The organism is Bradyrhizobium sp. SZCCHNRI3043 (assembly GCF_032377735.1).
Taxonomy (GTDB): Bacteria; Pseudomonadota; Alphaproteobacteria; order Rhizobiales; family Xanthobacteraceae; genus Bradyrhizobium.
Genome location: NZ_JAUHID010000008.1, coordinates 193,627 through 214,153 on the forward strand (window position 1 = coordinate 193,627; position 20,527 = coordinate 214,153).

The window sequence follows — 20,527 nt, forward strand, 5'->3', positions numbered from 1 at the left end:
GCCGCCAACCGCCTCGCTGCGCAAGCCGTTCCTGATGTTCGTCGTTCCGATGATGCTGAGCAACATCCTGCAATCGCTGTTCGGCACCATCAACAACGTCTACCTCGGCCAGATGATCGGCGTCGATGCGCTCGCCGCGGTCTCGGTGTTCTTCCCGGCGATGTTCTTCTTCGTCTCCTTCGTCATGGGCCTCGGCTCAGGTGCCGGCGTTCTGATCGGCCAGGCCTGGGGCGCCGGTGAGCCCGCGAAGGTGAAGCAGGTCGCCGGCACGACGCTGACCATTGCGCTGCTGCTCGGCGGCCTGATCGCGGTATTGGGCGGCGTGTTCAGCCGCCAATTGCTGACCGCGCTCGCCACGCCCGCCAACATCCTTGATGCAGCCGCGGGCTATGCCCGCATCATGATGATCACGATGCCGCTGACCTTCGCCTACATCCTGCTGTCGTCGCAGATGCGCGGCGTCGGCGACACCGTGACGCCGCTGGCCTCGCTCGCCGCATCGACCACGCTCGGGCTGGTGCTCACCCCGGTCTTCATCCGCGGCTGGCTCGGCGCGCCCGTGCTCGGCGTCGCCAGCGCCGCCTGGGCCTCGGCGATCTCGACGTTGACGACGCTGGCCTGGCTCCATGTCCATCTGCGCCGTCGCAAGCACCCGCTGGCGATCGATGCGGCATTCCTGCGGGGCATGCTGCCTGATCCGAAACTGTTGCGGGCCGTACTGCGGCTCGGCATCCCCGCCGCGATCGGCATGATCGTGATGTCGCTGGCCGAGATGGTGCTGATCGGCCTCGTCAACGGCTTCGGCTCGGACGCGACGGCGGCCTATGGCGCGGTCAATCAGGTGCTCGGCTATGTGCAGTTTCCGGCGCTGTCGATCGCGATCTCGGTCTCGATCTTCGGCGCCCAGGCGATCGGCCGCGGACAAGCCGAGCAGATCGGCGACATCGTGCGCACGGGCATCGAGATGAACGTGGTGCTGACCGGCGGCCTGGTCGCGATCGGCTATCTGTTCTCACGGGTGCTGATGGGACTCTTCATCACCGACCCTGCCGTCATCGAGATGGCGCAGCATTCGCTGCACATCGTGCTGTGGAGCTCCGTGCTGTTCGGCATGTCCATCACGTTCTCGTCGGCGATGCGCGCCTCCGGGACGGTGTGGATGCCGCTGGCGATCTCGGCGTTTGCGATCGCCGCGATCGAGGTGCCCGCCGCCACCTGGCTCAGCCGCAGCATCGGGCTCGACGGCGTCTGGCTCGCCTATCCCATCACGTTCGCCGCGATGATGCTGCTGCAGATGAGCTATTATCTCCTGGTGTGGCGCAAGCGGACGGTGCACCGGATGATCTGACGCACCACCGGCGTCTTCCGGCCGCTGGAATATGATGACCGTCATAAAACCCTGGACGGGGCTGCTGCGCTGGACCACAATGCGAAAAACCGAGGAGACCGCCCATGAGCCGTCCGGCGCCAGAATTCATGTTCGACTTCGGCAGTCCCAACGCCTATCTGAGCCACGAGGCGATCCCGGCGATCGTGAAGCGGATCGGCGTCCAGTTCTATTATGTCCCGGTGCTGCTCGGCGGCATCTTCAAGGCGACCAACAACAGGTCACCGGCCGAGTCGCTCGCCGGCATCAGGAACAAGCGTGAATTCCACGAGGTCGAAACCCAGCGCTTCCTCAAGCGCTATCAGGTGCAGCCCTGGGTCTGGAACCCGTACTTCCCGGTGAATACGTTGAACCTGATGCGCGCGGCGATCGCGGCCCAGCTCGAGGGCGTGTTCGAGGCCTATGTCGACGCGGCGTTCCACCACATGTGGCGCGAGCCGAAGAAGATGGACGATCCCGAGATCGCGATCGCCGCGATCACATCGTCCGGGCTCGACGGGGCCAAGCTGTTCGCCCGCGCCCAGGAGCCCGAGGTGAAGGCGAAGCTCGTGGAGAACACCCAGCGCGCGGTCGAGCGCGGCGCATTCGGCTCGCCGACGTTCTTCGTCGGCAATGAGATGTTCTTCGGCAAGGAGCAGCTGCGCGACGTCGAGGAATACATCCTGGGCAAGTGATCGCCGTCATCGCGAGCGCAGCAACGCGATCCCGCCGCAAAGCAAGGCTGGATTGCTTCGTCGCTTCGCTCCTCGCAATGAGGCTGGAGTGAGATCGGGAGAGCAAGCATGCAACAGCGCAACGCTACCGTCGCGGTCGTCGGGGCCGGCGACTACATCGGCGCCGAGATCGTCAAGAAATTCGCGTCTGAAGGATTCACGGTGTTCGCCGGCCGGCGCAATGGCGAGAAGCTCGCGCCCCTGGTCGCGGAGGTCGAGGCCGCTGGCGGGCGGATCGTGGCGCGCTCGCTCGATGCCCGCAAGGAGGACGAGACCACCGCCTTCCTCAACGACGCCGACAGGCACGCGCCGCTCGAGGTCGTGATCTTCAATGTCGGCGCCAACGTCAATTTCCCGATCCTCGAGACGACGGACCGCGTGTTCCGCAAGGTCTGGGAGATGGCGTGCTGGGCCGGCTTCGTCACCGGGCGCGAGGCCGCCCGGCTGATGCTGCCCCGCGGCGGCGGCAAGATCTTCTTCACCGGCGCGACCGCCTCGCTGCGCGGCGGCTCCGGCTATGCCGCCTTCGCTTCGGCCAAGTTCGGCCTGCGCGCGGTGGCGCAGGCGATGGCGCGCGAGCTGATGCCGCAGAACATCCATGTCGCCCATCTGATCATCGATTCCGGCGTCGATACCGCCTGGGTGCGCGAGCGCCGCGCCCAACTCTGGGGCAAGGAGGCGCTGGACAATCCCGACCTGCTGATGCCGCCGGCCTCGGTCGCGGGTGCCTATTGGCAGCTCTACCAGCAGCCGAAGAGCGCCTGGACCTTCGAAATGGAGATCCGTCCGTCTGGCGAGAAATGGTGAGAAGCGATGGCGAACAGGGAGTAGCGAGTAGGGCATGGTGGCCATCCCCATTCGCTACTCGCCATTCGCTATTCGCTCCTGCATGATGAGACCTCGCTGAGAGAGAGGACCTACCCATGCGTATTCTCGTCGTCGGCGCCGGCGCCATCGGCGGCTATTTCGGCGGCCGGCTGCTGCAGTCCGGCGCCGATGTCACCTTCCTGGTCCGCCCGCGCCGCGCGGCTGAACTCGCCAGTGCCGGCCTCGTGATCCGCAGTCCGACCGGTGACGTCACCCTCCCCAATCCGCCGACCGTACAGGCGGACACTCTTAAGCAGCACTTCGACGTCGTGCTGCTGAGCTGCAAGGCCTACGACCTCGACGATGCAATCACCTCGTTCGCGCCGGCCGTGGGTCCGAACACCGCGATCATCCCGCTGCTCAACGGCATGAAGCATCTCGACGTGCTCGACGCCAGGTTCGGGCGCGCGCGCGTGCTTGGCGGGCTCTGCGCCATCGCCGCGACCCTGAACGAGCAGCGCGAGGTCGTGCAGTTGCAGCCGATGCAATCGCTGAGCTTCGGCGAGCGCGACGGCGGATCGTCGGACCGCGTCCGCGCGATCTTCGAGATTTTCCAGCGCGGGAATTTCAATGCGTCGGCCAGCGACCACGTCATGCAGGACATGTGGGAGAAGTGGGTGTTCCTGTCCTCGCTCGCTGCATCGACCACATTGATGCGTGCGCCGGTCGGCGTGATCCTGACCGCGCCGGGCGGCAAGGACTTCCTGCTCGGCATGCTCGACGAATGCAGCGCCACCGCTGCGGCCGCAGGCTATCCCCCAGCCGGCGCGTTCTTCCAGCGCGTCTCCGGCATGCTCACCGCGGAGGGATCACCGATGACCGCCTCGATGTTCCGCGATCTCAGCGCCGGCCTGCCGGTCGAGGCCGATCACGTCATCGGCGATCTCGTCGCCCGCGCCGATGCCGCCAAGGTCCCGGTGCCGCGCCTGCGCATATCCTACACGCAGCTGAAGGTGTACGAGGCTCAGCGGGGCAAGTAGCTCTTGGTGTCGCCTCGGTGTTCGCCGAACCGTTGGTCAGGCACGACCGCGCCACAGACTCCGATGTCGTCCCGGCCTTGCGCCGGGACCCATAGCCACCGTCCGTAGTGAAGCAGGCCACTCTCACCGACGTCCCTCGATAGCTTCCGCGGTATGGGTCCCGGCGCAAGGCCGGGACGACAGTTGTGATCTGGGCGACGTCCCAACTACAGATGCGCCAGATAATGCGCCAGCGCCGTGATCTCCTCGTCGCTTAGCGGATAGGCAACATCGGTCATCGCGGCCTGGCTGCCGCCGACGCGCTGGCCGGACTTGTAGTCGTGCAGCGCCTTGACGAGATATTCCTCGCGCTGGCCGGCGAGCCGCGCCACGCCCTTGGTGCCGGCATAGCTGTCGAGATGGCATGAGGCGCAGCGCCGGCCGGCGGCGGCTTGCGCGCCTTTGGCCGACAGATCCGGATCGTTGTCCGGCGGCGCCTTGGCTGGCTGCAGCGAGGCGAAATAGGCGCCGAGGTTGCGGATGTCCTCGTTGGTGAGCTGATCGATGATCGGCTTCATCGCCTCGTTCTTGCGCGTGCCGGCGCGGAAGAACACGAGCTGCCACTGGATGAACTGATCCTGCTGGCCGGCGAGCGAAGGAATGTTCTCGGTCTGCGAGATGCCGTTCTCGCCGTGGCAGCCGGCGCAGAGCTCGGCCTTGGCCTTGCCCGCTTCGATATCGGCGGCATGGGCCGGAGGCGCCGCAAGCATGAGCATCAGCGCGGCGGCCATCACCTGGTGCATTCTGGAGGTCCCTGGATTCATCGCAGGCGTTCTCGCTCCCATCATTGCTTTGGCGCGCGGACGATGCCCGAAACCCGCGACCGGGTGCGGCACGTCGTCCTTGATCAACGCGCGACATTCAAAATAGTTGGGGCTGCGGCCGCCGTAAGGCAGCGCGCAGCCCCGCTTTCACGACGAGCTCATTTCTTCTCGTAGCTGATGCGATAGATCGCGCCGGCCCAGTCGTCCGCCACCAGGATCGAGCCGTCCTTGGCGAGGATGATGTCGTCGGGGCGGCCGAGATAGCCCTGGTCGCCCTCGAGCCAGCCGGAGGCGAACACCTCCTGCTTGGGGTCCTTGCCGTCGGGGCCGACGATAACGCGCATGATCCGTGCGCCCTGGTACTTGTGCCGGTTCCAGGAGCCGTGCTCGGCGATCAGGATGTTGTTCTTGTACTCCGCCGGGAACTGGTCGCCGGTGTAGAACTTCATGCCGAGCGGCGCCACGTGCGGACCGAGGTTCAGCACTGGCGGTGTGAACTCCGAGCACTTGTGACCCATCGCGAATTTCGGATCCGGCAGGTCACCCTGGTGGCAATAGGGATAGCCGAAATGCTCGCCGATCTTCGAGATCATGTTGAGCTTGTCGCTCGGCAGATCGTCGCTGACCCAGTCGCGCGCATTCTCGGTGAACCAGTATTTGCCGGTGCGCGGGTCGACGTCGCCGCCGACGCTGTTGCGGACGCCGAGCGCATAGATCTCGGCATTGCCGGTGCGCGGATCGACTCGGCGGATCTGCGAGACTGACGTCGGCGGGATGCCGATGTTGAAGGGCGGTCCAAACGGGATATAGAACCAGCCTTCCTTGTCGACCGCGATGTATTTCCAGCCATGCGCCGCATAGGACGGCATGTCGTCGTAGACGACCTTGCCCTGGCCGAGATTGTCGAGACTGGCTTCGGCATTCTCGTATTTGATCAGCTTGTCGACCGCGATCACGTAGAGATTGCCATCCTGGAAGGCGAGGCCGGTCGGCATGTTCAGGCCCTTGAGGACCGTCTTGACCTCGCGTTTGCCGCCCTTGTCGGTGATGGCATAGACGTTGCCGAGCCCGAACGAGCCGACGAACAGCGTGCCCTTGTCGCCCCAGGCCATCTGCCGCGCGGCGAGCACGCCCGAGGCCCAGACCTCCATCTTGAAGCCGTCCGGCAGCTTCACCTGCTTGACGATCTTCGCGAGCTCGGCATCGGACGCGCCAGTCGGCGGGCCCGACGGCGGCGCCAGCCCCTTCTGCGCCTCGGTCTCGTCGCCGAGGAACCAGTCGTCCGGCGGATGCGTCCAGAACTCCTTGGTGCCGGATTCGTATTTCTTCAGGCCCTTCCCCTGATCGGATTGCTGCTGCGCGCCGGCGATGCTGGTGCCGGCGAGGAGACCTATTGTTGCAAGCGCAAGAATGCTTCGGTGAAAAGCCGATGTCATCGCTTCACTCCCATGAGGCAGCTCATGTGGCTGCGTCTACTTATCGGAACGTATCTGAAGACGTCCTTTGGCCGACCACATCAGTGGTCCTGCTCGAAAATGGTAGCACATCCTGAGCGGGTGAGAAGCGGATTGCTGCCAGGTTCGCGCGAGGCTCAAATGATGCCGCTCCACTCATGTCATGCCAGATGCGCATGTCCGTGCGCGTGCCTGCGCCGCATCGGCGATTGTCCGCCACGCGGCACGGGCCTGCCGCCATGCGCTGTATTCATATGCGCCGATCGGCCGGACGATTGGCGTATGCTTGAACAGCCGATAGGATCGGAACAACACGCTGCGGCCGTTCACCGCCCGGCAACGAGATCAAGTCGACAGGATCGATGAATGTCCGAGCGTTTCCCTGTGTCCACACCGAAGGCCGGTGCCGGCGTCCTCGACTTGCTGCGGCGGTTCGCAGCCGACCCCGCAGCGGCCATCGCCTATGGTGAAGAATGCCTGAAGAAGACGCAGGCGATCGAACCGCAGCTGAAAGCATTCGAATATCTGCCGCGGGATGTCGCTCCAAAGACCGGCCCGCTCGGTGGAATTCCCGTCGCCATCAAGGACATCATCGCCACCTCGGACATGCCGACCACCAACGGCTCGCAAATCTATCGCGATCACGTGCCGGATGCGGACGCCTGGGTGGTCGAACGGCTGCGCAATCTCGGCGCAACCATCTTCGGCAAGACGGTCTCCACCGAATTCGCCTGGCGCCATCCAGGTCCCACCGTCAATCCATGGAACCCCGAGCACACACCGGGCGGCTCATCGTCCGGATCAGCCGCCGCGGTTGCGGCCGGCCTCGTGCCGCTGGCACTGGGAACACAGACACTCGGCTCGGTGATCCGACCGGCGGCCTTCAACGGCGTCGTCGGCTTCAAGCCGAGCTTCGGCGCGATTCCACGCGACGGCGTGCATCCGCTTAGCCCGTCGCTCGACCATGTCGGCTTCTTCGCCCGCCGCGTCGACGACGTGGCCTTCGCCCTCTCGTTGCTCGCCGGCACCAGCGCAGATGATCGCCACGGCCGGCCGCTGCCGGGCTTCACCGTCGGCATCGACCAGGGCCTCACGCCGCACCGCACGCCACGGCTCGCGGCGGTGCGCTTCGCCAAATGGGAGCGCGCCGAGGCGGAGCAGAAGACCGTATTCGAGTCCGTCATCGACAAGCTGCGCAGCGCCGGCGCGACGATCACCGAGATCGAACTGAGAGAGCTCGACGCGGTGAACTGGCATGCGATCACCACGATCATGCTCAGCGAGGCGACCACGATCTTCTCCGATCTGATCGCGCGCCATCCCGACCGGGTCAGCGAGGTCATGAAGGGCCACGTCGAGAGCGGGCGAAGCAAGACGGCCATGGAATATCTCGCCGCGAAGGCGGCCCAGGCCCTAAGGCAGAAGGCGCTCGCCGCTGAGCTCGACGGCTTCGACGCAGTGCTCACCTTGCCGGCGTTCGGCGAAGCGCCGCGCGGCTTGGATTGGACCGGAGACGCCGAATATTGCGCGCCCTGGACCTTCGTCGGAGCGCCGGCAGTCTCCTTGCCGGCCGGGTTCGGCAACAACGGCCTGCCGCTGGGCGTACAGATCGCCGGCCCCTATCGCAACGACCTCCATGTGCTCCGCGTCGCGAAATGGGCCGAAGCGGTGCTGGCGTTCGACCCCGGCGTGCCGCTCCTGGCGCGCAAATAGCCGCCACGAACCCCGAGCAAGGATACCGCTGCGCCACGAGGGCCTCCTGCGACAAGCCCAGTGGCGGGTTTGCGGCCAGCGCTGTAAAACGATCACATGACAGTCACAGACATCGCGAGCAGAACCTATAATCACGGTTGGCGCCTCGATCCGATCGTGCGCAGCCTGCTCGACACCGATTTTTACAAGTTGTTGATGCTGCAGATGATTCGGGAGTTCTACCCGAGTCAGCAGGTGACCTTCTCGGTCATCAACCGGACCCGGCGGGTGCGGCTCGGCGACGTCATCGACGAAGGCGAATTGCGCGCCCAGCTCGATCACGCCCGCACCATCCGCTTCGCCAAGAAGGAGTTGATCTGGCTTGCCGGTAACACGTTCTACGGCAAGACCCACATGTTCTCGCCGGAGTTCATCGCCTGGCTCGCCAATTTCCGCCTGCCCGAATACGAGCTGCGCAAGTCGGAGGGCCAGTACGAGCTGCATTTCCACGGACCCTGGACCCACACCACGATGTGGGAGATCCCGGCGCTCGCGATCGTCAACGAGCTGCGCTCGCGCCAGGCCATGAAGGGCCAGGGCCGGTTCGCACTCGACGTGCTGTTCGCCCGCGCCAAGGCCAAGCTGTGGGCCAAAGTGGAGCGGCTGCGCAAGCTCGAGGGGCTGCGGCTGTCGGATTTCGGCACCCGCCGCCGCCACGGCTTCCTGTGGCAGCGCTGGTGCGTCGAGGCCGTCAAGGAAGGTCTCGGCTCGTCGTTCACCGGCACCTCCAACGTGCTGCTGGCGATGGACAACGATCTCGAAGCCATCGGCACCAACGCCCATGAGCTGCCGATGGTCGCGGCGGCGCTCGCCAAGGACGATGACGAGCTGCGCTTCGCGCCGTATCGCATTCTCGACCAGTGGCGGCAGACCTACGCAGGCAACCTGCTGATCGCGCTGCCCGACGCGTTCGGGACCAAGGCCTTCCTGCGCGACGCACCCGACTGGGTCGCCGACTGGACCGGCTTCCGTCCCGACAGCGCGCCGCCGATCCAGGCCGGCGAGGAGATCATCGCCTGGTGGAAATCGAAGGGGCGCGATCCCAAGCAGAAGCTGCTCGTGTTCTCCGACGCGATGGACGTCGAATCGATCGAGCAGCTCCATCATCGATTCTCCGATCAGGTGCGGCTGTCGTTCGGCTGGGGCACCAACCTGACCAACGATTTCGTCGGCTGCTCGCCGGACGGCTCGGTCGACCTCGATCCGATCTCGCTGGTCTGCAAGGTGACGTCGGCAGACGGGCATCCCGCCGTGAAGCTGTCCGACAACCCGGAGAAGGCGACCGGCGATCCCGCCGAGATCGCCCGTTATCTCCGCGTGTTCGGCGATGCCGGCCGGGTGCGCACGCCGGTGGTCGTCTAGGCGGCCGACAGCCCACGGCAACTTCTCTTTCCTGCCACGTTTCTTGTTCCTGTTTTGTTCGAAATGCGGTAAAATTGTTGCACAAGCGCGCAGATCGGGTGACAGGAGATCGTTGGCATGCGTCGGGTGATCGGCCGAGTTGGACAGCTACTATCTGCAACCATCCTTGTCGTCGGCGCGATCCTGATCTCGACCGAGCCCGCTGCCGCCGACAAGCGCGTGGCGCTGGTGATCGGCAACTCCATTCACGAGCGCGCGCCACTGCTGGACGAGCCGGCGGCGGATGCCCGGCTGATCGCCGACAGCCTGTCGCGGCTCGGCTTCACCCTGAGCGGCGATGCCGCGCAGATCGACCTCGACAGGCGAGGCTTTGATCGCGCGCTTGCCGAGTTCAAGGGCCGGATCGCCGACGCCGACGTCGCGCTGATCTATTATGCCGGCTATGGGCTCAACCTGGGCGGCGCCGATTATCTCGTCCCGGTCGACGCGGCACCGGCGACAGCTGCGGATCTCAACACCGAGCTGCGCGACCTGACTGCGATTCTGCGCGAGCTGGGCGGATCGAGCCCCCGGCAGAACGTGATCATTCTCGACGCCTTCCGCTCCAATCCGTTCGCCGGGCGCGGCATCGCCGGTCTTGCCGCCGGCCTCGTCCCGGTCGACGTTTCCGCACGGACCGTGATCTCCTTTGCCGCACAGGCCGGGACGGCAGGACAGCGCGGCCCGGACGGCCACGGCGTGTTCGCCGCAGCCCTTGCAGAGGCGCTCCAGCAGCCTGGCCAACGTCTGATCGAGATCCTCAACCAGACCGACGCCGCGGTGGAGCGCGCCACCAGCGGAGCGCAGCGGCCGCTCGTGATGTTCACGTCGATCGACAGCGGCGCTCAACTGAGCGGCGCCGCCGCGAAGCCGGCGCAGCCGGCCGGCCCTGACGCCGCCCGGAGCAGCGCTCCCGTTTCGAGCCCGACCGCCTCGTCCGACGCGGCAGATGCGCGGACGCCCGGACTTGCCGTGCTGTATGATGAGGATCTCTCAGACCCCAAGGGTAGGCGCTATTCCGGCTCGATCACCTGGCGGACCGAGACGGTCAAGAACGCACAATCAGGACGGCTCATGCCGGTGATCCGTGGCGAGATCGACATTCCCGAGCGCAAGCTGAAGGTCAGCCTGCAGCTGCGCCGCAACGACGATCCCAGCCTGCCGGCCAGCCATGTCGCCGAGCTCACATTCAGGCCCGCTGCCGACTTCGTCGGTGGCGGCATCAGCAGCGTCCCGGGAATGCTGATGAAGACGGATGAGAAGTCGCGCGGGACGCCGCTTGCCGGGCTTTCCGTCAAGATCACCGAAGGTTCATTCCTGGTGGGCTTGTCCAACGTCGAGGCCGATCGCGCGCGCAACGAGGAACTCCTCGCACGGCGCGAATGGTTCGACATCCCGGTCGTCTATGCGAACCAGCGCCGGGGCATCCTCGCCATCGGCAAAGGTCCCAGTGGAGATCGGGTATTCGCCGACGCACTCGCGGCCTGGGACAAATCCCCGCCGACGAAATGATGAGGCATAAGGCGAGAGGGAAACGGAGCGGAATTTTTGGAGCGGGCGAAGGGGTTCGAACCCTCGACCCCGACCTTGGCAAGGTCGTGCTCTACCACTGAGCTACACCCGCATCCGTGACGCCTTGGCGGCGTGGCCGCCAGCGACGGGCAGACCTATGCCAAATGCCGCGGACGAATGCAACAGGTCTGCGACAGGTTTCGTACGCCGACGACGTTCAAATTTTTGCGGTCGGGGCCGGCCGAACCGGGCCCAAACCTGCCCATCACCGGGCCGCGATGGGCGCTGATTGAAATTTCCAGCTGGACCGCCACTTAAAGCGAGAGAAAACGTGTATTGAGGCGCGGCGGCGGCCGGTTCCCGGTCGCCGTCCATCGGAATTTTTCGGACGAGGGACCCCGTGACCATTGTTGAGCAGGGCGGCAGAGCGGCGCCGCAGGTGCCGGATCTGATCAAGGACACCACGACGCAGAGCTTCGTGAAGGACGTCATCGAGGAATCGAAGCGGCAGCCGGTCCTCATCGACTTCTGGGCGCCGTGGTGCGGACCGTGCAAGCAGCTGACGCCCATCCTGGAAAAGGCCGTCAAGGCCGCCAACGGCAAGGTCAAGCTGGTCAAGATGAACATCGACGAGCATCCGGCCATTCCCGGCCAGATGGGGATCCAGTCGATCCCGGCCGTGATCGCGTTCGTCGGCGGACGGCCCGCCGATGGCTTCATGGGTGCCGTGCCCGAGAGCCAGGTCGCCGCCTTCATCGAAAAGATCACCAAGGGCGTTCCGGGCGTCGGCGAGCCCGACATCGCCGAAATCCTCAAGGAAGCCGAAGCCGCACTCGCCGAGGGCGATGCGGCCGGCGCGGCCGAGATCTATGCCGAGGTGCTCGCGGTCGATGCCGCCAACATCCCGGCGATCGCCGGGCTTGCGAAGTGCCAGGTCGAGCTCGGCGCGATCGACGAGGCCAAGCAGACGCTTGCGATGGTCCCGGACGCCAAGCGTAGCGATTCGGCGGTCTCCGCCGTGCAGGCCGCGATCGATCTGGCCGAGCAAGCCCAGTCGCTCGGGCCAGTCGGCGAGCTCGAACAGAAGGTCGCCGCCAATCCGCTCGACCACCAGGCGCGTTTTGACCTGGCGACGGCGCTGAACGCCGCGGGCAAGCGGAAGGAAGCCACCGACCAGCTGCTCGAGATCGTGAAGCGCGACCGCAAATGGAACGACGACGGCGCGCGCAAGCAGCTCGTGCAGTTCTTCGAAGCCTGGGGCGGCGCAGACGAGGCCACCATCGAGGGCCGCAAGCGGCTGTCGACGATCCTGTTTTCGTAACCCGGCTGGACGGGACGCGCTCGTTCCAGCGGACACGAGGTATCGCATGCCGATCAATGCCGAATATCGCGGTCCCGCCGAGCTGCCGGAGATCGTTCCGGTGTTTCCATTGGCGGGAGCCTTGCTGCTGCCGCGCGGCCAAATGCCGCTCAACATTTTCGAGCCGCGCTATCTCGCGATGGTCGACGATGCGCTTCGCGATGGCCATCGGCTCATTGGCATGATCCAACCCGACGTCACGCATTCCTCCAGCGAGGAGCGGCCGGTGCTGTTCAAGGTCGGCTGCGTCGGCCGGATCACGCAGCTCGCCGAGTCCGGCGATGGCCGCTACATCCTTGAGCTCACCGGCGTGTCCCGCTTCAAGGTGGTCGAGGAAATGACGGTGCTTACGCCCTATCGGCAGTGCAAGGTCGATTATTTCCCGTTCGTCGATGATTTCACGGCACGCAAGGGTGAGGACGCGGTCGACCGCGAGGCGCTGCTCGCGGTGCTCACCGACTTCCTCAAGGCCAACAATCTCAAGGTCGATTGGGCCGGCATCGAAGCGGCGCCGAACGAAGCGCTCGTGAACGCGCTGGCGATGATGTCGCCCTACGGCCCGGCGGAGAAGCAGGCGATGCTCGAGGCGCCGGACCTCAAGACCCGCGCCGAAATCCTCATCGCCGTGACCGAGATGGATCTCGCCAAGAAGCGGACCTCGGGTGATCCGCCGCTGCAATGATCATTCGGCGGCGGCCGCACGCGGCGCTGGCGGCGCCGCCGTGAGACGCATCAGCGCGATGGTGGCGAGGATCACCCCGATGTAAACCGCGAGCTGCATCGCGGTGGGCTGATCCGTATAGCCGATCAGGGCCTTGAGGGTCCGTCCGGCGACGCCACGCTCGGGCAGAACCGCGCTCGAATCCCACACCACCTGGTCGAACGTTGTCAGCCAGTTGGCGCGGGCGAGAAAGAACACCGCCTGCGCGGCCATTCCCGCCGACAGCAGGGTGATCAGCACGGTGGTGGTCTTGAACAGGGCGCGCGGCGGGATGCGCATCAGGCCGAGATAGGTCGCGAGACAGACGGCAACGCCGAGCAGCAGGCCGAGGACGCCGCCACCGAGCAGCGCCCGCCCGCCGCCGTCACCGGAGGCCGCCACGCCATAGAGAAACAGCGCGACCTCGCTGCCCTCGCGCAACACGGCGATGGCGATCACGGTCGCCAGCGCGACCAGCGGCTTGGCGCCTTCGGCCACCGCTTGGCCCATCGTCCGCAACTCGTTGCTCATCTCGCGGCCGTGCCGGGCCATCCAGACATTGTGCCAGGTCAGCATGATCACGGCAGCCGACAGGACCCCTGCATTGAACAATTCCTGTCCCATGCCTTCGAATAGCTGAGTCAGCGTGCCCGCGAACGCCGCGACGATGCATGCGCCGACCAGGCCGGCAAACAGCCCCGCGCCGATCCAGCGCAGGCGATGCGGGACCGCGCTGGTGACGGCAAGCACGATGCCGACGATCAGGCCGGCTTCGAACACTTCGCGGAAGACGATGATCAGGGCGGCGAGCATGGGATCTGGACCTATTGGACGTTGACGAAGCCGCGGGCCTTTTCATTGAAGTCGTTATAGAACTCGTACCGCCCGGACTTCATGGCGCGGACGTTGAGCACCGCCTCGCTGTTGGCCGCGATCACCTTCTCGACCTTCAGGGTCTCGCTCTCGAACTCGATGGCCTTGCTCTCCATGTTCTTGACGCGGATCGTCAGCGGCGCGTCGGCAGGAACGGTCGGCTCCTTGGGCTCGAATTGACCATTGGCATAGGTGAGGCAGATCTCGTTCGATTCCCCGGCGTGCGCCTGCGCTGCCATCAGCAGCATGCCGACGCTTCCACCTACGACGACCAACTTCCGCACCACGTCGACCAACATCGATCCGTCCCCTCTCCTATCCCGACAAGCAAATCGGAGAACGGTTGCGCGCCCGGATCGATGTCGACGCCGGGCACCCGTTCGCGACGACGAACAACTAAGCGGCTCGCCGCCGTGTCTGCAAAGAGACTCCTTCTAAGTTAGAACCATTCTTGGCGAATGTGTCGTGGCAGTGGCCTCGCGGTGAACGGAGTGCGGCCGAACGGCAGTTAAGGCGATGCAGCGGTTGCAAAGCGTCGCAATGCCGTCATCTCGCCGAGTTTGTGCCGCGGCTATGTCGACCGGATTCGCAGCATCAGTAGCCGGCGATGGCGAGGAGGACCACGCCGGCGAGCATGATCCAGCCGAAATGCAGCGCGCGCGTCGCCAGCGCATTGGCGCCTGCAGCGAAGGTGAACACGACGATGACGGTGACCACCGTCCAATGCCGCGCCGATTCCGACGCCATTCGCGGGGCGGCCGCGAGCAGCACGCCACAGCCGATCCACGCCACCGTGCCCGTTTGCCAGACCAGCCGCAGCAGGGTTCGCAACCGCTCCGGCGAGATGGTGGCACGCGCGAACACCATCGTCTCGCCGAGCACGCCATGGATCACGGCGACGGTGATCGCCATCAGCCCCGCGGTTACGAGCAGCGCATCGCGCATGGCACAACCTCCATACAGTTATGTATGGAGAGGTTGCACGAAGCCCTGGCGGCCGTCAATACAGTTATGTATGGTCGCCCTGATGGTGACGACATGACCGATCAGCTCTCCGCCGACGATTGGCTGACACAGGGATTGAAGGTGCTGGCCACCCGGGGCTTCACCGCGCTGAAGGCGGAGCCGCTGGCGAAAGCCATGGGCGTGTCGCGCGGCAGCTTCTACTGGCATTTCGCCGATGTGGCCGCGTTTCACGCCGCCCTCCTCAAAAAGTGGCGGGAGATTGCGGCCGAGCAGATCATCACCGGGGTGGAGGCGAGCGCCGGCGACCAGCCGGCGATTGCCGTGCTCCTCCGGCGCGCGTTCACCGTCAGACTCACCCTGGAGCGCGCCGTGCGCAGCTGGGCCGGATCCGACCCCGCCGCGCGCCAGGCCGTCCAGGCCATCGACAGACGCCGGCTGGGCTATGTCGAGAGCCTGCTTTCAGCCGAAGGACTGATGCCGGCGATCGCGCACGCACGCGCCCAGGTGCTGTACTGGGCCTTCCTCGGCCACGCGCTGTCGGATCGGCCGTTGCCGGCCCAGCAACTGGACACGGTCATCGACGAGCTGATCCGGATCGCCCTGCACAAGCCTTGAAGGACGACAACCAGGCGGACGATATGCTACAGAGGCGCCCGCCGGAGACCCTTGCCATGAACGCCCCGCTCGAACGCCCCGCCAATTCCGTCGATCCCAAACTGCTCGAGATCCTGGTCTGCCCGATGACCAAGGGCCCGCTGGAATACGACGCGGCGAAGCAGGAGCTGGTCTCGCGGTCGGCGAAGCTCGCCTACCCGATCCGCGACGGCATCCCGATCATGCTGCCGGAGGAAGCGCGGAAGATCGACTGACCGATGCGGCCCGTCGTGATCCGCTGCGCACTCGCCGTGGCGCTGATGGCCCTCACCTCGGTGGTCTCTGCCGAGGAGAGCGCCGTCCGCATTGGCGCACTCGACGCCGTCTTGACCACGCCAGCGGGCGTCGAGCGCCCTCCGGTGGCGCTGCTGATCGCCGGCTCCGGGTCGACGGACCGGGACGGCAATGGGCCGCAGCTCAAGCCGGCGACCTTGAAGAAGCTCGCCGAGCAGCTCGCCGCCCGCGGCATCGCCAGCCTGCGTTACGACAAGCGCGGCGCGCGCGGCTGGAAGGCGGAGTTCGGCCGCCCGGAAGACTTCCGCTTCAAGGATTATGTCGGGGACGCCGCCGCGCTGGTCGACTTCCTGCGCGGCAAGTTCGCCCGGATCGTCCTGGTCGGCCACAGCGAGGGCGGCCTGGTCGCCATCCTCACCGCCCGTCGCACCCCGGTCGACCGTCTCGTCCTGCTCGCGTCGTCGGCGCGGCGGCAGGGCGATCTGCTCAAGGCGCAACTCGAGAAGAAGCTGCCGGCCGCGAAGATGGAGCCGGTCGCCAAGGCGATCGATGCCATCATGGCCGGGCAGATCGTGGACCCGTCACCGCCCGAGCTGCCGATCGCCCCGAGCATGCAGCCCAGCACCGGCTCCGCCTTCGCCGAGGATCCGATCGATCCGCTCAAGCAGCTCACGATCCCGATCCTGATCGTCGGCGGCGCTCGCGACCACCAGATCGCACGCCTCGACATGGTCGCGCTCGCCGCCGCCGCACCGGCCGCCAAGTCGCTGTGGCTGCCGGAGATGAACCACGTTCTGGTCGACGTCGCCAACGAGGACGAGAACCTCGCCTCCTACAACGATCCAGACCGCCCGCTCGACCCCGACATGATCGACGCCGTCGCCGGTTTCATCGCCGCCGCAGGCCCGCGCTGAACCTCAAAGCGCCTCGCCCTTCAGCAGCCGCGGCATCTCGCCGGTGAGCCCCGCGGCCTGCTTGATGAACAGCTCCTTCAACGGCGGCGCGCGATCGACGATCCCAAGGCCGATGTCGCGCACGGCCCGCAACAGCGTCGATTTATTGGAGAACAGGAAGTTCAGCGAGTTGGTGGCGACGCCCATCGCCATCGTGTCGAAGCGGCGCCAGCGCTGATAGCGCTCGAGGACATCGACCTGCCCCGGGTCGATTCCCACTCTTGCCGCATCGACCACGACCTCGGCCAGTGCGGCGACGTCCTTCAGCCCCATGTTGAGCCCCTGCCCCGCGATGGGGTGGATCACATGGGCGGCGTCGCCGACCAGCGCCAGCCGCGGCGCGATGAACGAGCGGGCGACGAAGTAGGACAGCGGAAACGCGCGCGGCTGGTCGAGCACCTTCAACTCGCCGAGATGCAGGCCGGCGCGCTTCTCCAGCTCGGCCTGGAATTCATCCGCGCTGAGCGCGACGAGGCGCTTCGCCTCGGCGCGCCGCTCGGTCCACACCAGCGAGGAGCGCTTGCCGGTCAGCGGCAGGATCGCGAATGGTCCGGGCGGAAGGAAATGCTCCTCGGCGCGGCCGCCATGGTCGCGCTCGTGACCGATAGTCACGACGATGCCGGACTGGTCATAGTCCCAGCCATGGGTCTGGATGCCCGCGCGCTCGCGCAGCTTCGAGCGCGCGCCGTCAGCGGCAACCAGCAGGCTCGCCTCGAGCTGGCTGCCGTCGCCCAGAGTCACCGCAATACCGTCGGCCCGCGTCGCAAAGCCGGTCACCGGCATCGCCTTGAGCTCGACGCCTGCGGCCTCCGCATGCCGGACCAGCGCGTCGATCAAGAGCCGGTTCTCGACCATGTGCGCGAACGGCTCGCCGGCCTCGACCTGGCCCGCAAAGGTCAGGAACGCCGGGCGGATCGCATCCTCGGGCTTGGAGTCGGTGATGACCATGTCGAGGATCGGCTGCGCCTCGGGCGCGACATCGGCCCAGACCCCGATCGCGTCAAACAGCTTGCGGCAGGCCGCGACGATGGCGCTGGCGCGCGGATCACGGCTCGGCCGGTTCGCCAGCGCCGGATCGGCCACGATCACCGGCACCTCGGGCCCAAGCCCCTGACGGAGCGCCAACGCCAGCGCCAGGCCGGCAAACGCCCCGCCACAAATGACAATGCTTCGCTGTGTCGTCATGCCGCCCTGCTCACGGTTACTCTTGCGAGTGGAGTATAGCTGGGCGAAACAGGGGCGTGAAACAAGGTCTGCCCTCCGAGACCGTCATTTCCGGATGCCTGATCCCGCTGGAACGGGGCCGGAGCTGACGGCCGAGCCAGCGAAAGCACCACGCCATGTCCAAGGGACTGATCGACCTGATCTCGATCCTCGATCTCGAGCCGATCGAGGTGAACCTGTTCCGCGGCAACAGCCCGAAGACGAGCTGGCAGCGCGTGTTCGGCGGCCAAGTGATCGGCCAGGCGATGATGGCGGCGTGCCGCACTGTCGAGGGCCGGCTGCCGCATTCGCTGCACTGCTACTTCATCCTGCCCGGTGACCCGCAGGTGCCGATCATCTACCAGGTCGAGCGCCTGCGCGACGGCAAGAGCTATGCGACCCGGCGCGTCACCGCGATCCAGCACGGCAATGCGATTTTCTCGATCATGGTGTCCTTCCACAGCGACGAGGACAGCGCATTCAACCACCAGGACAAGATGCCGGACGTGCCGCCGCCGGAGAAGCTGACGGCGGAGGAGATCTCCAAGCAGCCGATGTTTCAGGAAGTCTTCCAAAGGATGCCGGACTTCATCCGCCGCTACTACGAATCCGACCGGCCGATCGAGCTGCGCCCCGTCGAACTGAACCGGTACTTCGGCCAGAAGATCGAGGATGGCCGCATCAACGTCTGGATCAAGACGGCGGCGAAGCTGCCCGATGATCCGGCGCTGCACATGTGCGCGCTGGCCTATGCGTCGGACTTCTCGCTGCTCGACGCGGTCATGGCGCGCTATGGCCGCACCTTGTTCGACAAGCGCATGATGCCGGCCTCGCTGGATCACGCGATGTGGTTTCACCGGCCGTTCCGCGCCGACGAATGGCTGCTTTATGCGCAGGATTCGCCGAGCGCGCAGGGCGGCCGCGGGCTGACCCGCGGCTCGATCTTCAAGCCCGACGGCACGCTGGTCGCCTCCGTCGCGCAGGAGGGCTCGATCCGCGAGCGCCGGTAAGCTGCGCCCGTTGTAAATGAACACGTTAGATGGCCTGCAGTGACGCCCTTGGAGAAACAATTCCCAGCGACTTGAGAAAGAGTCCAAAGGACAGCCCTGCTGACATCGATATCTCGCTCAGCCAGCGCCAAAAGATCAAGCTCAGCGCGATATTGACGATGGCGACGACTGAAACAGAGAAGACAGAGAAGTAAGCTTGTCTAGCGGCATCGCCGCGTCTGCTATTCCAGCTCCCTCTGAAACACATCATCAATGCCAGTAATGGTGGCAAGATCAGTACGGGAACGGTCGCAAGCACCCAGATCAGAACCGCGGGGTCCTGCAGATAGGCCCCGGCCCGTCCAACCCAATACCGGAACTCAGATCTCACGCGGCTCGAAATATTTTCGACGGCAGTGACGCTGCCGCAATAGCCACATGTCAGCGCGCCTTCGCTCAAAGCGGAGCCGCAGGACGGGCAGCTCTGAAAGGAAATATTGGGCGCAGCTTTCGTCATACTGGCTGGCCCGACTGCAGGCGACGCAGGTATCGCAGGTTCATGTCCTTCGCCGTCGCGTAGGCATCGATCATCGACCAAATCCAGACTGTCCATCCCAAAAAGATGAACCACAGAGCTATACACCCAATCAGCATCAGGATTCCTTTCCCGACTCTGCCGCAGTACATTTGACCCGCACCGCAGAGGAGAAATGAAAGGAACAGAGCGACGCCCGGCGATTTCGCGCCGAAGACTCCGGTGTCGTCGAGAAGGACGGCTGTCGGCGCCATCTGGTTGGTTATCTGGACAACGGTCGAGCCGGCTGCAGCGGAGATCGGCGGAGCTTGCGGCGGAGCCCGGTTGAACAGCGAGGCGAGACGAAGGTCTTGCCCAGCCAAGGACCAAGCCTCGCTACCGACCGCGAGAACTTGGGTCGACTTGTCGATGCGGCCTTCCTTGACGAACTCACCCAGGCGGTGGCCGGTGTAAGGGCCGTAGGTCTGTCCATTGATATGGACGTGCCACTCCGCATCCAGCGGATGGGGCGGGGCATCCAGTGGCACTGCGGAAACGGGACTTGTGCTGGAAGGAAGGGGATTGATCTCGGGAATATTGCCCACGGTTTCTCTCCAAAATAATGTTTTTCGTGGCACATGAGCCGCAAAGCGTCGTTCAATCTGCGCGCGGGGTCGCTGCAATGAGTCGCGCTCAGACTAGCTGTCCGAACGATATCCAAGCAATAGGCGATCAAATATCGCTTAACGCTGCGCTCTTTTTGTGCCATTTGCCTAGGAACAGGCCACAACAGCCGTTCGACGCCTGCCTCAGAAGCAGGCTGCCCAGACCCGAGGAAACCAAGGCCCGCCCATGAAGCTCGTCGTCGCGATCATCAAACCCTTCAAGCTCGACGAGGTGCGCCAGGCCCTCACCGCGATCGGCGTCCACGGCATGACCGTCACCGAGGTCAAGGGCTACGGCCGCCAGAAGGGCCATACCGAGATCTACCGCGGCGCCGAGTATATCGTGAACTTCCTGCCCAAGCTGCGCATCGAGATCGCGGTCAACTCCGACATCGCCGAGAAGGCGGTCGAGGTGATCACGACGCACGCACGCACCGGCCAGATCGGCGACGGCAAGATCTTCGTGACGCCAATCGATCATGCCCGCCGCATCCGCACCGGCGAGACCGACACCGACGCACTCTAAGCCCGTCAAGCAGCCGCAACG

22 protein-coding genes and 1 tRNA gene are annotated in these 20,527 nt (G+C 65.4%); 14 read left to right on the forward strand and 9 right to left on the reverse strand.

Annotation, left to right across the window (positions count from 1 at the left end; genetic code table 11):
- Nucleotides 1–34: 34 nt before the first annotated feature.
- The 4 genes from QX124_RS18540 (at nt 35) to panE (ending at nt 3,947) form a co-directional block, all read left to right on the forward strand.
- Complete coding sequence (locus tag QX124_RS18540) at nt 35–1,348, forward strand: MATE family efflux transporter (protein ID WP_315797956.1); 1,314 nt, start codon at nt 35–37, stop codon at nt 1,346–1,348.
- Between the two features lie 104 nt (nt 1,349–1,452).
- Entirely contained in the window at nt 1,453–2,061 is a 609-nt protein-coding gene (locus QX124_RS18545) for a 2-hydroxychromene-2-carboxylate isomerase (protein WP_315797910.1), read from the forward strand.
- Nucleotides 2,062–2,169: 108 nt separating this feature from the next.
- Nucleotides 2,170–2,907, forward strand: coding sequence for an SDR family oxidoreductase (locus QX124_RS18550; protein ID WP_315777321.1), 738 nt, complete (start codon nt 2,170–2,172; stop codon nt 2,905–2,907).
- Between the two features lie 116 nt (nt 2,908–3,023).
- Nucleotides 3,024–3,947 (forward strand): 2-dehydropantoate 2-reductase, encoded by a 924-nt coding sequence (gene panE, locus QX124_RS18555; protein ID WP_315797911.1) that lies wholly within the window; start codon nt 3,024–3,026, stop codon nt 3,945–3,947.
- A 206-nt stretch (nt 3,948–4,153) separates the two neighbouring features.
- Here the strand turns inward: panE and QX124_RS18560 are convergent, their stop codons facing one another.
- On the reverse strand, nt 4,154–4,729 hold the full coding sequence (locus QX124_RS18560; RefSeq protein ID WP_315797912.1) for a c-type cytochrome: 576 nt from the start codon (nt 4,727–4,729) through the stop codon (nt 4,154–4,156).
- A 179-nt stretch (nt 4,730–4,908) separates the two neighbouring features.
- On the reverse strand, nt 4,909–6,186 hold the full coding sequence (locus tag QX124_RS18565) for a PQQ-dependent sugar dehydrogenase (protein WP_315777324.1): 1,278 nt from the start codon (nt 6,184–6,186) through the stop codon (nt 4,909–4,911).
- A gap of 384 nt (nt 6,187–6,570) precedes the next feature.
- Between QX124_RS18565 and QX124_RS18570 the strand changes: the two genes are divergently transcribed.
- The 3 genes from QX124_RS18570 to QX124_RS18580 all read left to right on the forward strand — a co-directional run bounded on the left by QX124_RS18570 (nt 6,571) and on the right by QX124_RS18580 (nt 10,869).
- Nucleotides 6,571–7,917 carry an amidase gene (locus QX124_RS18570; protein ID WP_315797913.1) on the forward strand — a complete coding sequence of 449 codons (1,347 nt, stop codon included), beginning with the start codon at nt 6,571–6,573 and terminating at the stop codon, nt 7,915–7,917.
- 96 nt (nt 7,918–8,013) lie between these two features.
- Nucleotides 8,014–9,318, forward strand: a complete 1,305-nt coding sequence (gene pncB / locus QX124_RS18575) for a nicotinate phosphoribosyltransferase (protein WP_315758706.1) — start codon at nt 8,014–8,016, stop codon at nt 9,316–9,318.
- Nucleotides 9,319–9,435: 117 nt separating this feature from the next.
- On the forward strand, nt 9,436–10,869 hold the full coding sequence (locus tag QX124_RS18580; RefSeq protein WP_315797914.1) for a caspase domain-containing protein: 1,434 nt from the start codon (nt 9,436–9,438) through the stop codon (nt 10,867–10,869).
- A gap of 37 nt (nt 10,870–10,906) precedes the next feature.
- Here QX124_RS18580 and QX124_RS18585 read toward each other — a convergent pair.
- Nucleotides 10,907–10,981: transfer RNA gene (locus tag QX124_RS18585), tRNA-Gly, on the reverse strand.
- Between the two features lie 288 nt (nt 10,982–11,269).
- On the opposite strand from QX124_RS18585, the gene trxA reads away from it, so the two are divergent.
- Entirely contained in the window at nt 11,270–12,190 is a 921-nt protein-coding gene (gene trxA / locus QX124_RS18590) for a thioredoxin (RefSeq protein WP_315797915.1), read from the forward strand.
- Nucleotides 12,191–12,236: 46 nt separating this feature from the next.
- Nucleotides 12,237–12,911, forward strand: coding sequence for an LON peptidase substrate-binding domain-containing protein (locus tag QX124_RS18595; RefSeq protein WP_315715855.1), 675 nt, complete (start codon nt 12,237–12,239; stop codon nt 12,909–12,911).
- On the opposite strand, the gene QX124_RS18600 is transcribed toward QX124_RS18595, so the two are convergent.
- The 3 genes from QX124_RS18600 to QX124_RS18610 all read right to left on the reverse strand — a co-directional run bounded on the left by QX124_RS18600 (nt 12,912) and on the right by QX124_RS18610 (nt 14,747).
- A complete protein-coding gene (locus QX124_RS18600) occupies nt 12,912–13,742 on the reverse strand; it encodes an FTR1 family protein (protein WP_315740641.1) in 831 nt (276 codons plus the stop codon).
- 11 nt (nt 13,743–13,753) lie between these two features.
- The gene (locus tag QX124_RS18605) at nt 13,754–14,050 is read right to left on the reverse strand and encodes a cupredoxin domain-containing protein (RefSeq protein ID WP_315740640.1); all 297 of its coding nucleotides are present in this window, start codon (nt 14,048–14,050) and stop codon (nt 13,754–13,756) included.
- 346 nt (nt 14,051–14,396) lie between these two features.
- Nucleotides 14,397–14,747: a hypothetical protein gene (locus QX124_RS18610; protein WP_315797916.1), complete on the reverse strand. Its 351-nt coding sequence runs from the start codon at nt 14,745–14,747 to the stop codon at nt 14,397–14,399.
- 93 nt (nt 14,748–14,840) lie between these two features.
- Between QX124_RS18610 and QX124_RS18615 the strand changes: the two genes are divergently transcribed.
- Genes QX124_RS18615 through QX124_RS18625 form a run of 3 tightly spaced genes read left to right on the forward strand, consistent with a single transcriptional unit; the run spans nt 14,841 to nt 16,570 of the window.
- Nucleotides 14,841–15,383, forward strand: coding sequence for a TetR/AcrR family transcriptional regulator (locus tag QX124_RS18615; protein WP_315740638.1), 543 nt, complete (start codon nt 14,841–14,843; stop codon nt 15,381–15,383).
- A 56-nt stretch (nt 15,384–15,439) separates the two neighbouring features.
- A complete protein-coding gene (locus QX124_RS18620; protein WP_006613415.1) occupies nt 15,440–15,637 on the forward strand; it encodes a Trm112 family protein in 198 nt (65 codons plus the stop codon).
- A 3-nt stretch (nt 15,638–15,640) separates the two neighbouring features.
- Complete coding sequence (locus tag QX124_RS18625) at nt 15,641–16,570, forward strand: alpha/beta hydrolase (protein ID WP_315797917.1); 930 nt, start codon at nt 15,641–15,643, stop codon at nt 16,568–16,570.
- 3 nt (nt 16,571–16,573) lie between these two features.
- Here QX124_RS18625 and QX124_RS18630 read toward each other — a convergent pair whose 3' ends face one another.
- Nucleotides 16,574–17,794 (reverse strand): ubiquinone biosynthesis hydroxylase, encoded by a 1,221-nt coding sequence (locus QX124_RS18630; RefSeq protein WP_315797918.1) that lies wholly within the window; start codon nt 17,792–17,794, stop codon nt 16,574–16,576.
- 155 nt (nt 17,795–17,949) lie between these two features.
- Here QX124_RS18630 and tesB point away from each other — a divergent pair, with 155 nt between their 5' ends.
- On the forward strand, nt 17,950–18,822 hold the full coding sequence (gene tesB, locus QX124_RS18635; protein WP_315770610.1) for an acyl-CoA thioesterase II: 873 nt from the start codon (nt 17,950–17,952) through the stop codon (nt 18,820–18,822).
- Between the two features lie 25 nt (nt 18,823–18,847).
- Here the strand turns inward: tesB and QX124_RS18640 are convergent, their stop codons facing one another.
- Both QX124_RS18640 and QX124_RS18645 read right to left on the reverse strand, forming a co-directional pair.
- On the reverse strand, nt 18,848–19,318 hold the full coding sequence (locus QX124_RS18640; protein WP_315781738.1) for a zinc ribbon domain-containing protein: 471 nt from the start codon (nt 19,316–19,318) through the stop codon (nt 18,848–18,850).
- Complete coding sequence (locus QX124_RS18645; RefSeq protein ID WP_315797919.1) at nt 19,315–19,920, reverse strand: GYF domain-containing protein; 606 nt, start codon at nt 19,918–19,920, stop codon at nt 19,315–19,317. The genes QX124_RS18640 and QX124_RS18645 overlap by 4 nt, the downstream gene beginning before the upstream one ends.
- Before the next feature lie 247 nt (nt 19,921–20,167).
- Between QX124_RS18645 and QX124_RS18650 the strand changes: the two genes are divergently transcribed.
- Nucleotides 20,168–20,506, forward strand: a complete 339-nt coding sequence (locus QX124_RS18650) for a P-II family nitrogen regulator (protein WP_172112996.1) — start codon at nt 20,168–20,170, stop codon at nt 20,504–20,506.
- Nucleotides 20,507–20,527: the final 21 nt, after the last annotated feature.

Bases quoted from the DNA above. Each gene is read 5' to 3' on its own strand.
- QX124_RS18540 (WP_315797956.1), top strand. From the start codon at position 35: ATGTTCGTCGTTCCGATGATGCTGAGCAACATCCTGCAATCGCTGTTC.
- QX124_RS18545 (WP_315797910.1), top strand. From the start codon at position 1,453: ATGAGCCGTCCGGCGCCAGAATTCATGTTCGACTTCGGCAGTCCCAAC.
- QX124_RS18550 (WP_315777321.1), top strand. From the start codon at position 2,170: ATGCAACAGCGCAACGCTACCGTCGCGGTCGTCGGGGCCGGCGACTAC.
- panE (WP_315797911.1), top strand. From the start codon at position 3,024: ATGCGTATTCTCGTCGTCGGCGCCGGCGCCATCGGCGGCTATTTCGGC.
- QX124_RS18560 (WP_315797912.1), bottom strand. From the start codon at position 4,729: ATGCACCAGGTGATGGCCGCCGCGCTGATGCTCATGCTTGCGGCGCCT.
- QX124_RS18565 (WP_315777324.1), bottom strand. From the start codon at position 6,186: ATGACATCGGCTTTTCACCGAAGCATTCTTGCGCTTGCAACAATAGGT.
- QX124_RS18570 (WP_315797913.1), top strand. From the start codon at position 6,571: ATGTCCGAGCGTTTCCCTGTGTCCACACCGAAGGCCGGTGCCGGCGTC.
- pncB (WP_315758706.1), top strand. From the start codon at position 8,014: ATGACAGTCACAGACATCGCGAGCAGAACCTATAATCACGGTTGGCGC.
- QX124_RS18580 (WP_315797914.1), top strand. From the start codon at position 9,436: ATGCGTCGGGTGATCGGCCGAGTTGGACAGCTACTATCTGCAACCATC.
- QX124_RS18595 (WP_315715855.1), top strand. From the start codon at position 12,237: ATGCCGATCAATGCCGAATATCGCGGTCCCGCCGAGCTGCCGGAGATC.
- QX124_RS18600 (WP_315740641.1), bottom strand. From the start codon at position 13,742: ATGCTCGCCGCCCTGATCATCGTCTTCCGCGAAGTGTTCGAAGCCGGC.
- QX124_RS18605 (WP_315740640.1), bottom strand. From the start codon at position 14,050: ATGCTGCTGATGGCAGCGCAGGCGCACGCCGGGGAATCGAACGAGATC.
- QX124_RS18610 (WP_315797916.1), bottom strand. From the start codon at position 14,747: ATGCGCGATGCGCTGCTCGTAACCGCGGGGCTGATGGCGATCACCGTC.
- QX124_RS18615 (WP_315740638.1), top strand. From the start codon at position 14,841: ATGACCGATCAGCTCTCCGCCGACGATTGGCTGACACAGGGATTGAAG.
- QX124_RS18620 (WP_006613415.1), top strand. From the start codon at position 15,440: ATGAACGCCCCGCTCGAACGCCCCGCCAATTCCGTCGATCCCAAACTG.
- QX124_RS18625 (WP_315797917.1), top strand. From the start codon at position 15,641: ATGCGGCCCGTCGTGATCCGCTGCGCACTCGCCGTGGCGCTGATGGCC.
- QX124_RS18630 (WP_315797918.1), bottom strand. From the start codon at position 17,794: ATGACGACACAGCGAAGCATTGTCATTTGTGGCGGGGCGTTTGCCGGC.
- tesB (WP_315770610.1), top strand. From the start codon at position 17,950: ATGTCCAAGGGACTGATCGACCTGATCTCGATCCTCGATCTCGAGCCG.
- QX124_RS18640 (WP_315781738.1), bottom strand. From the start codon at position 19,318: ATGACGAAAGCTGCGCCCAATATTTCCTTTCAGAGCTGCCCGTCCTGC.
- QX124_RS18650 (WP_172112996.1), top strand. From the start codon at position 20,168: ATGAAGCTCGTCGTCGCGATCATCAAACCCTTCAAGCTCGACGAGGTG.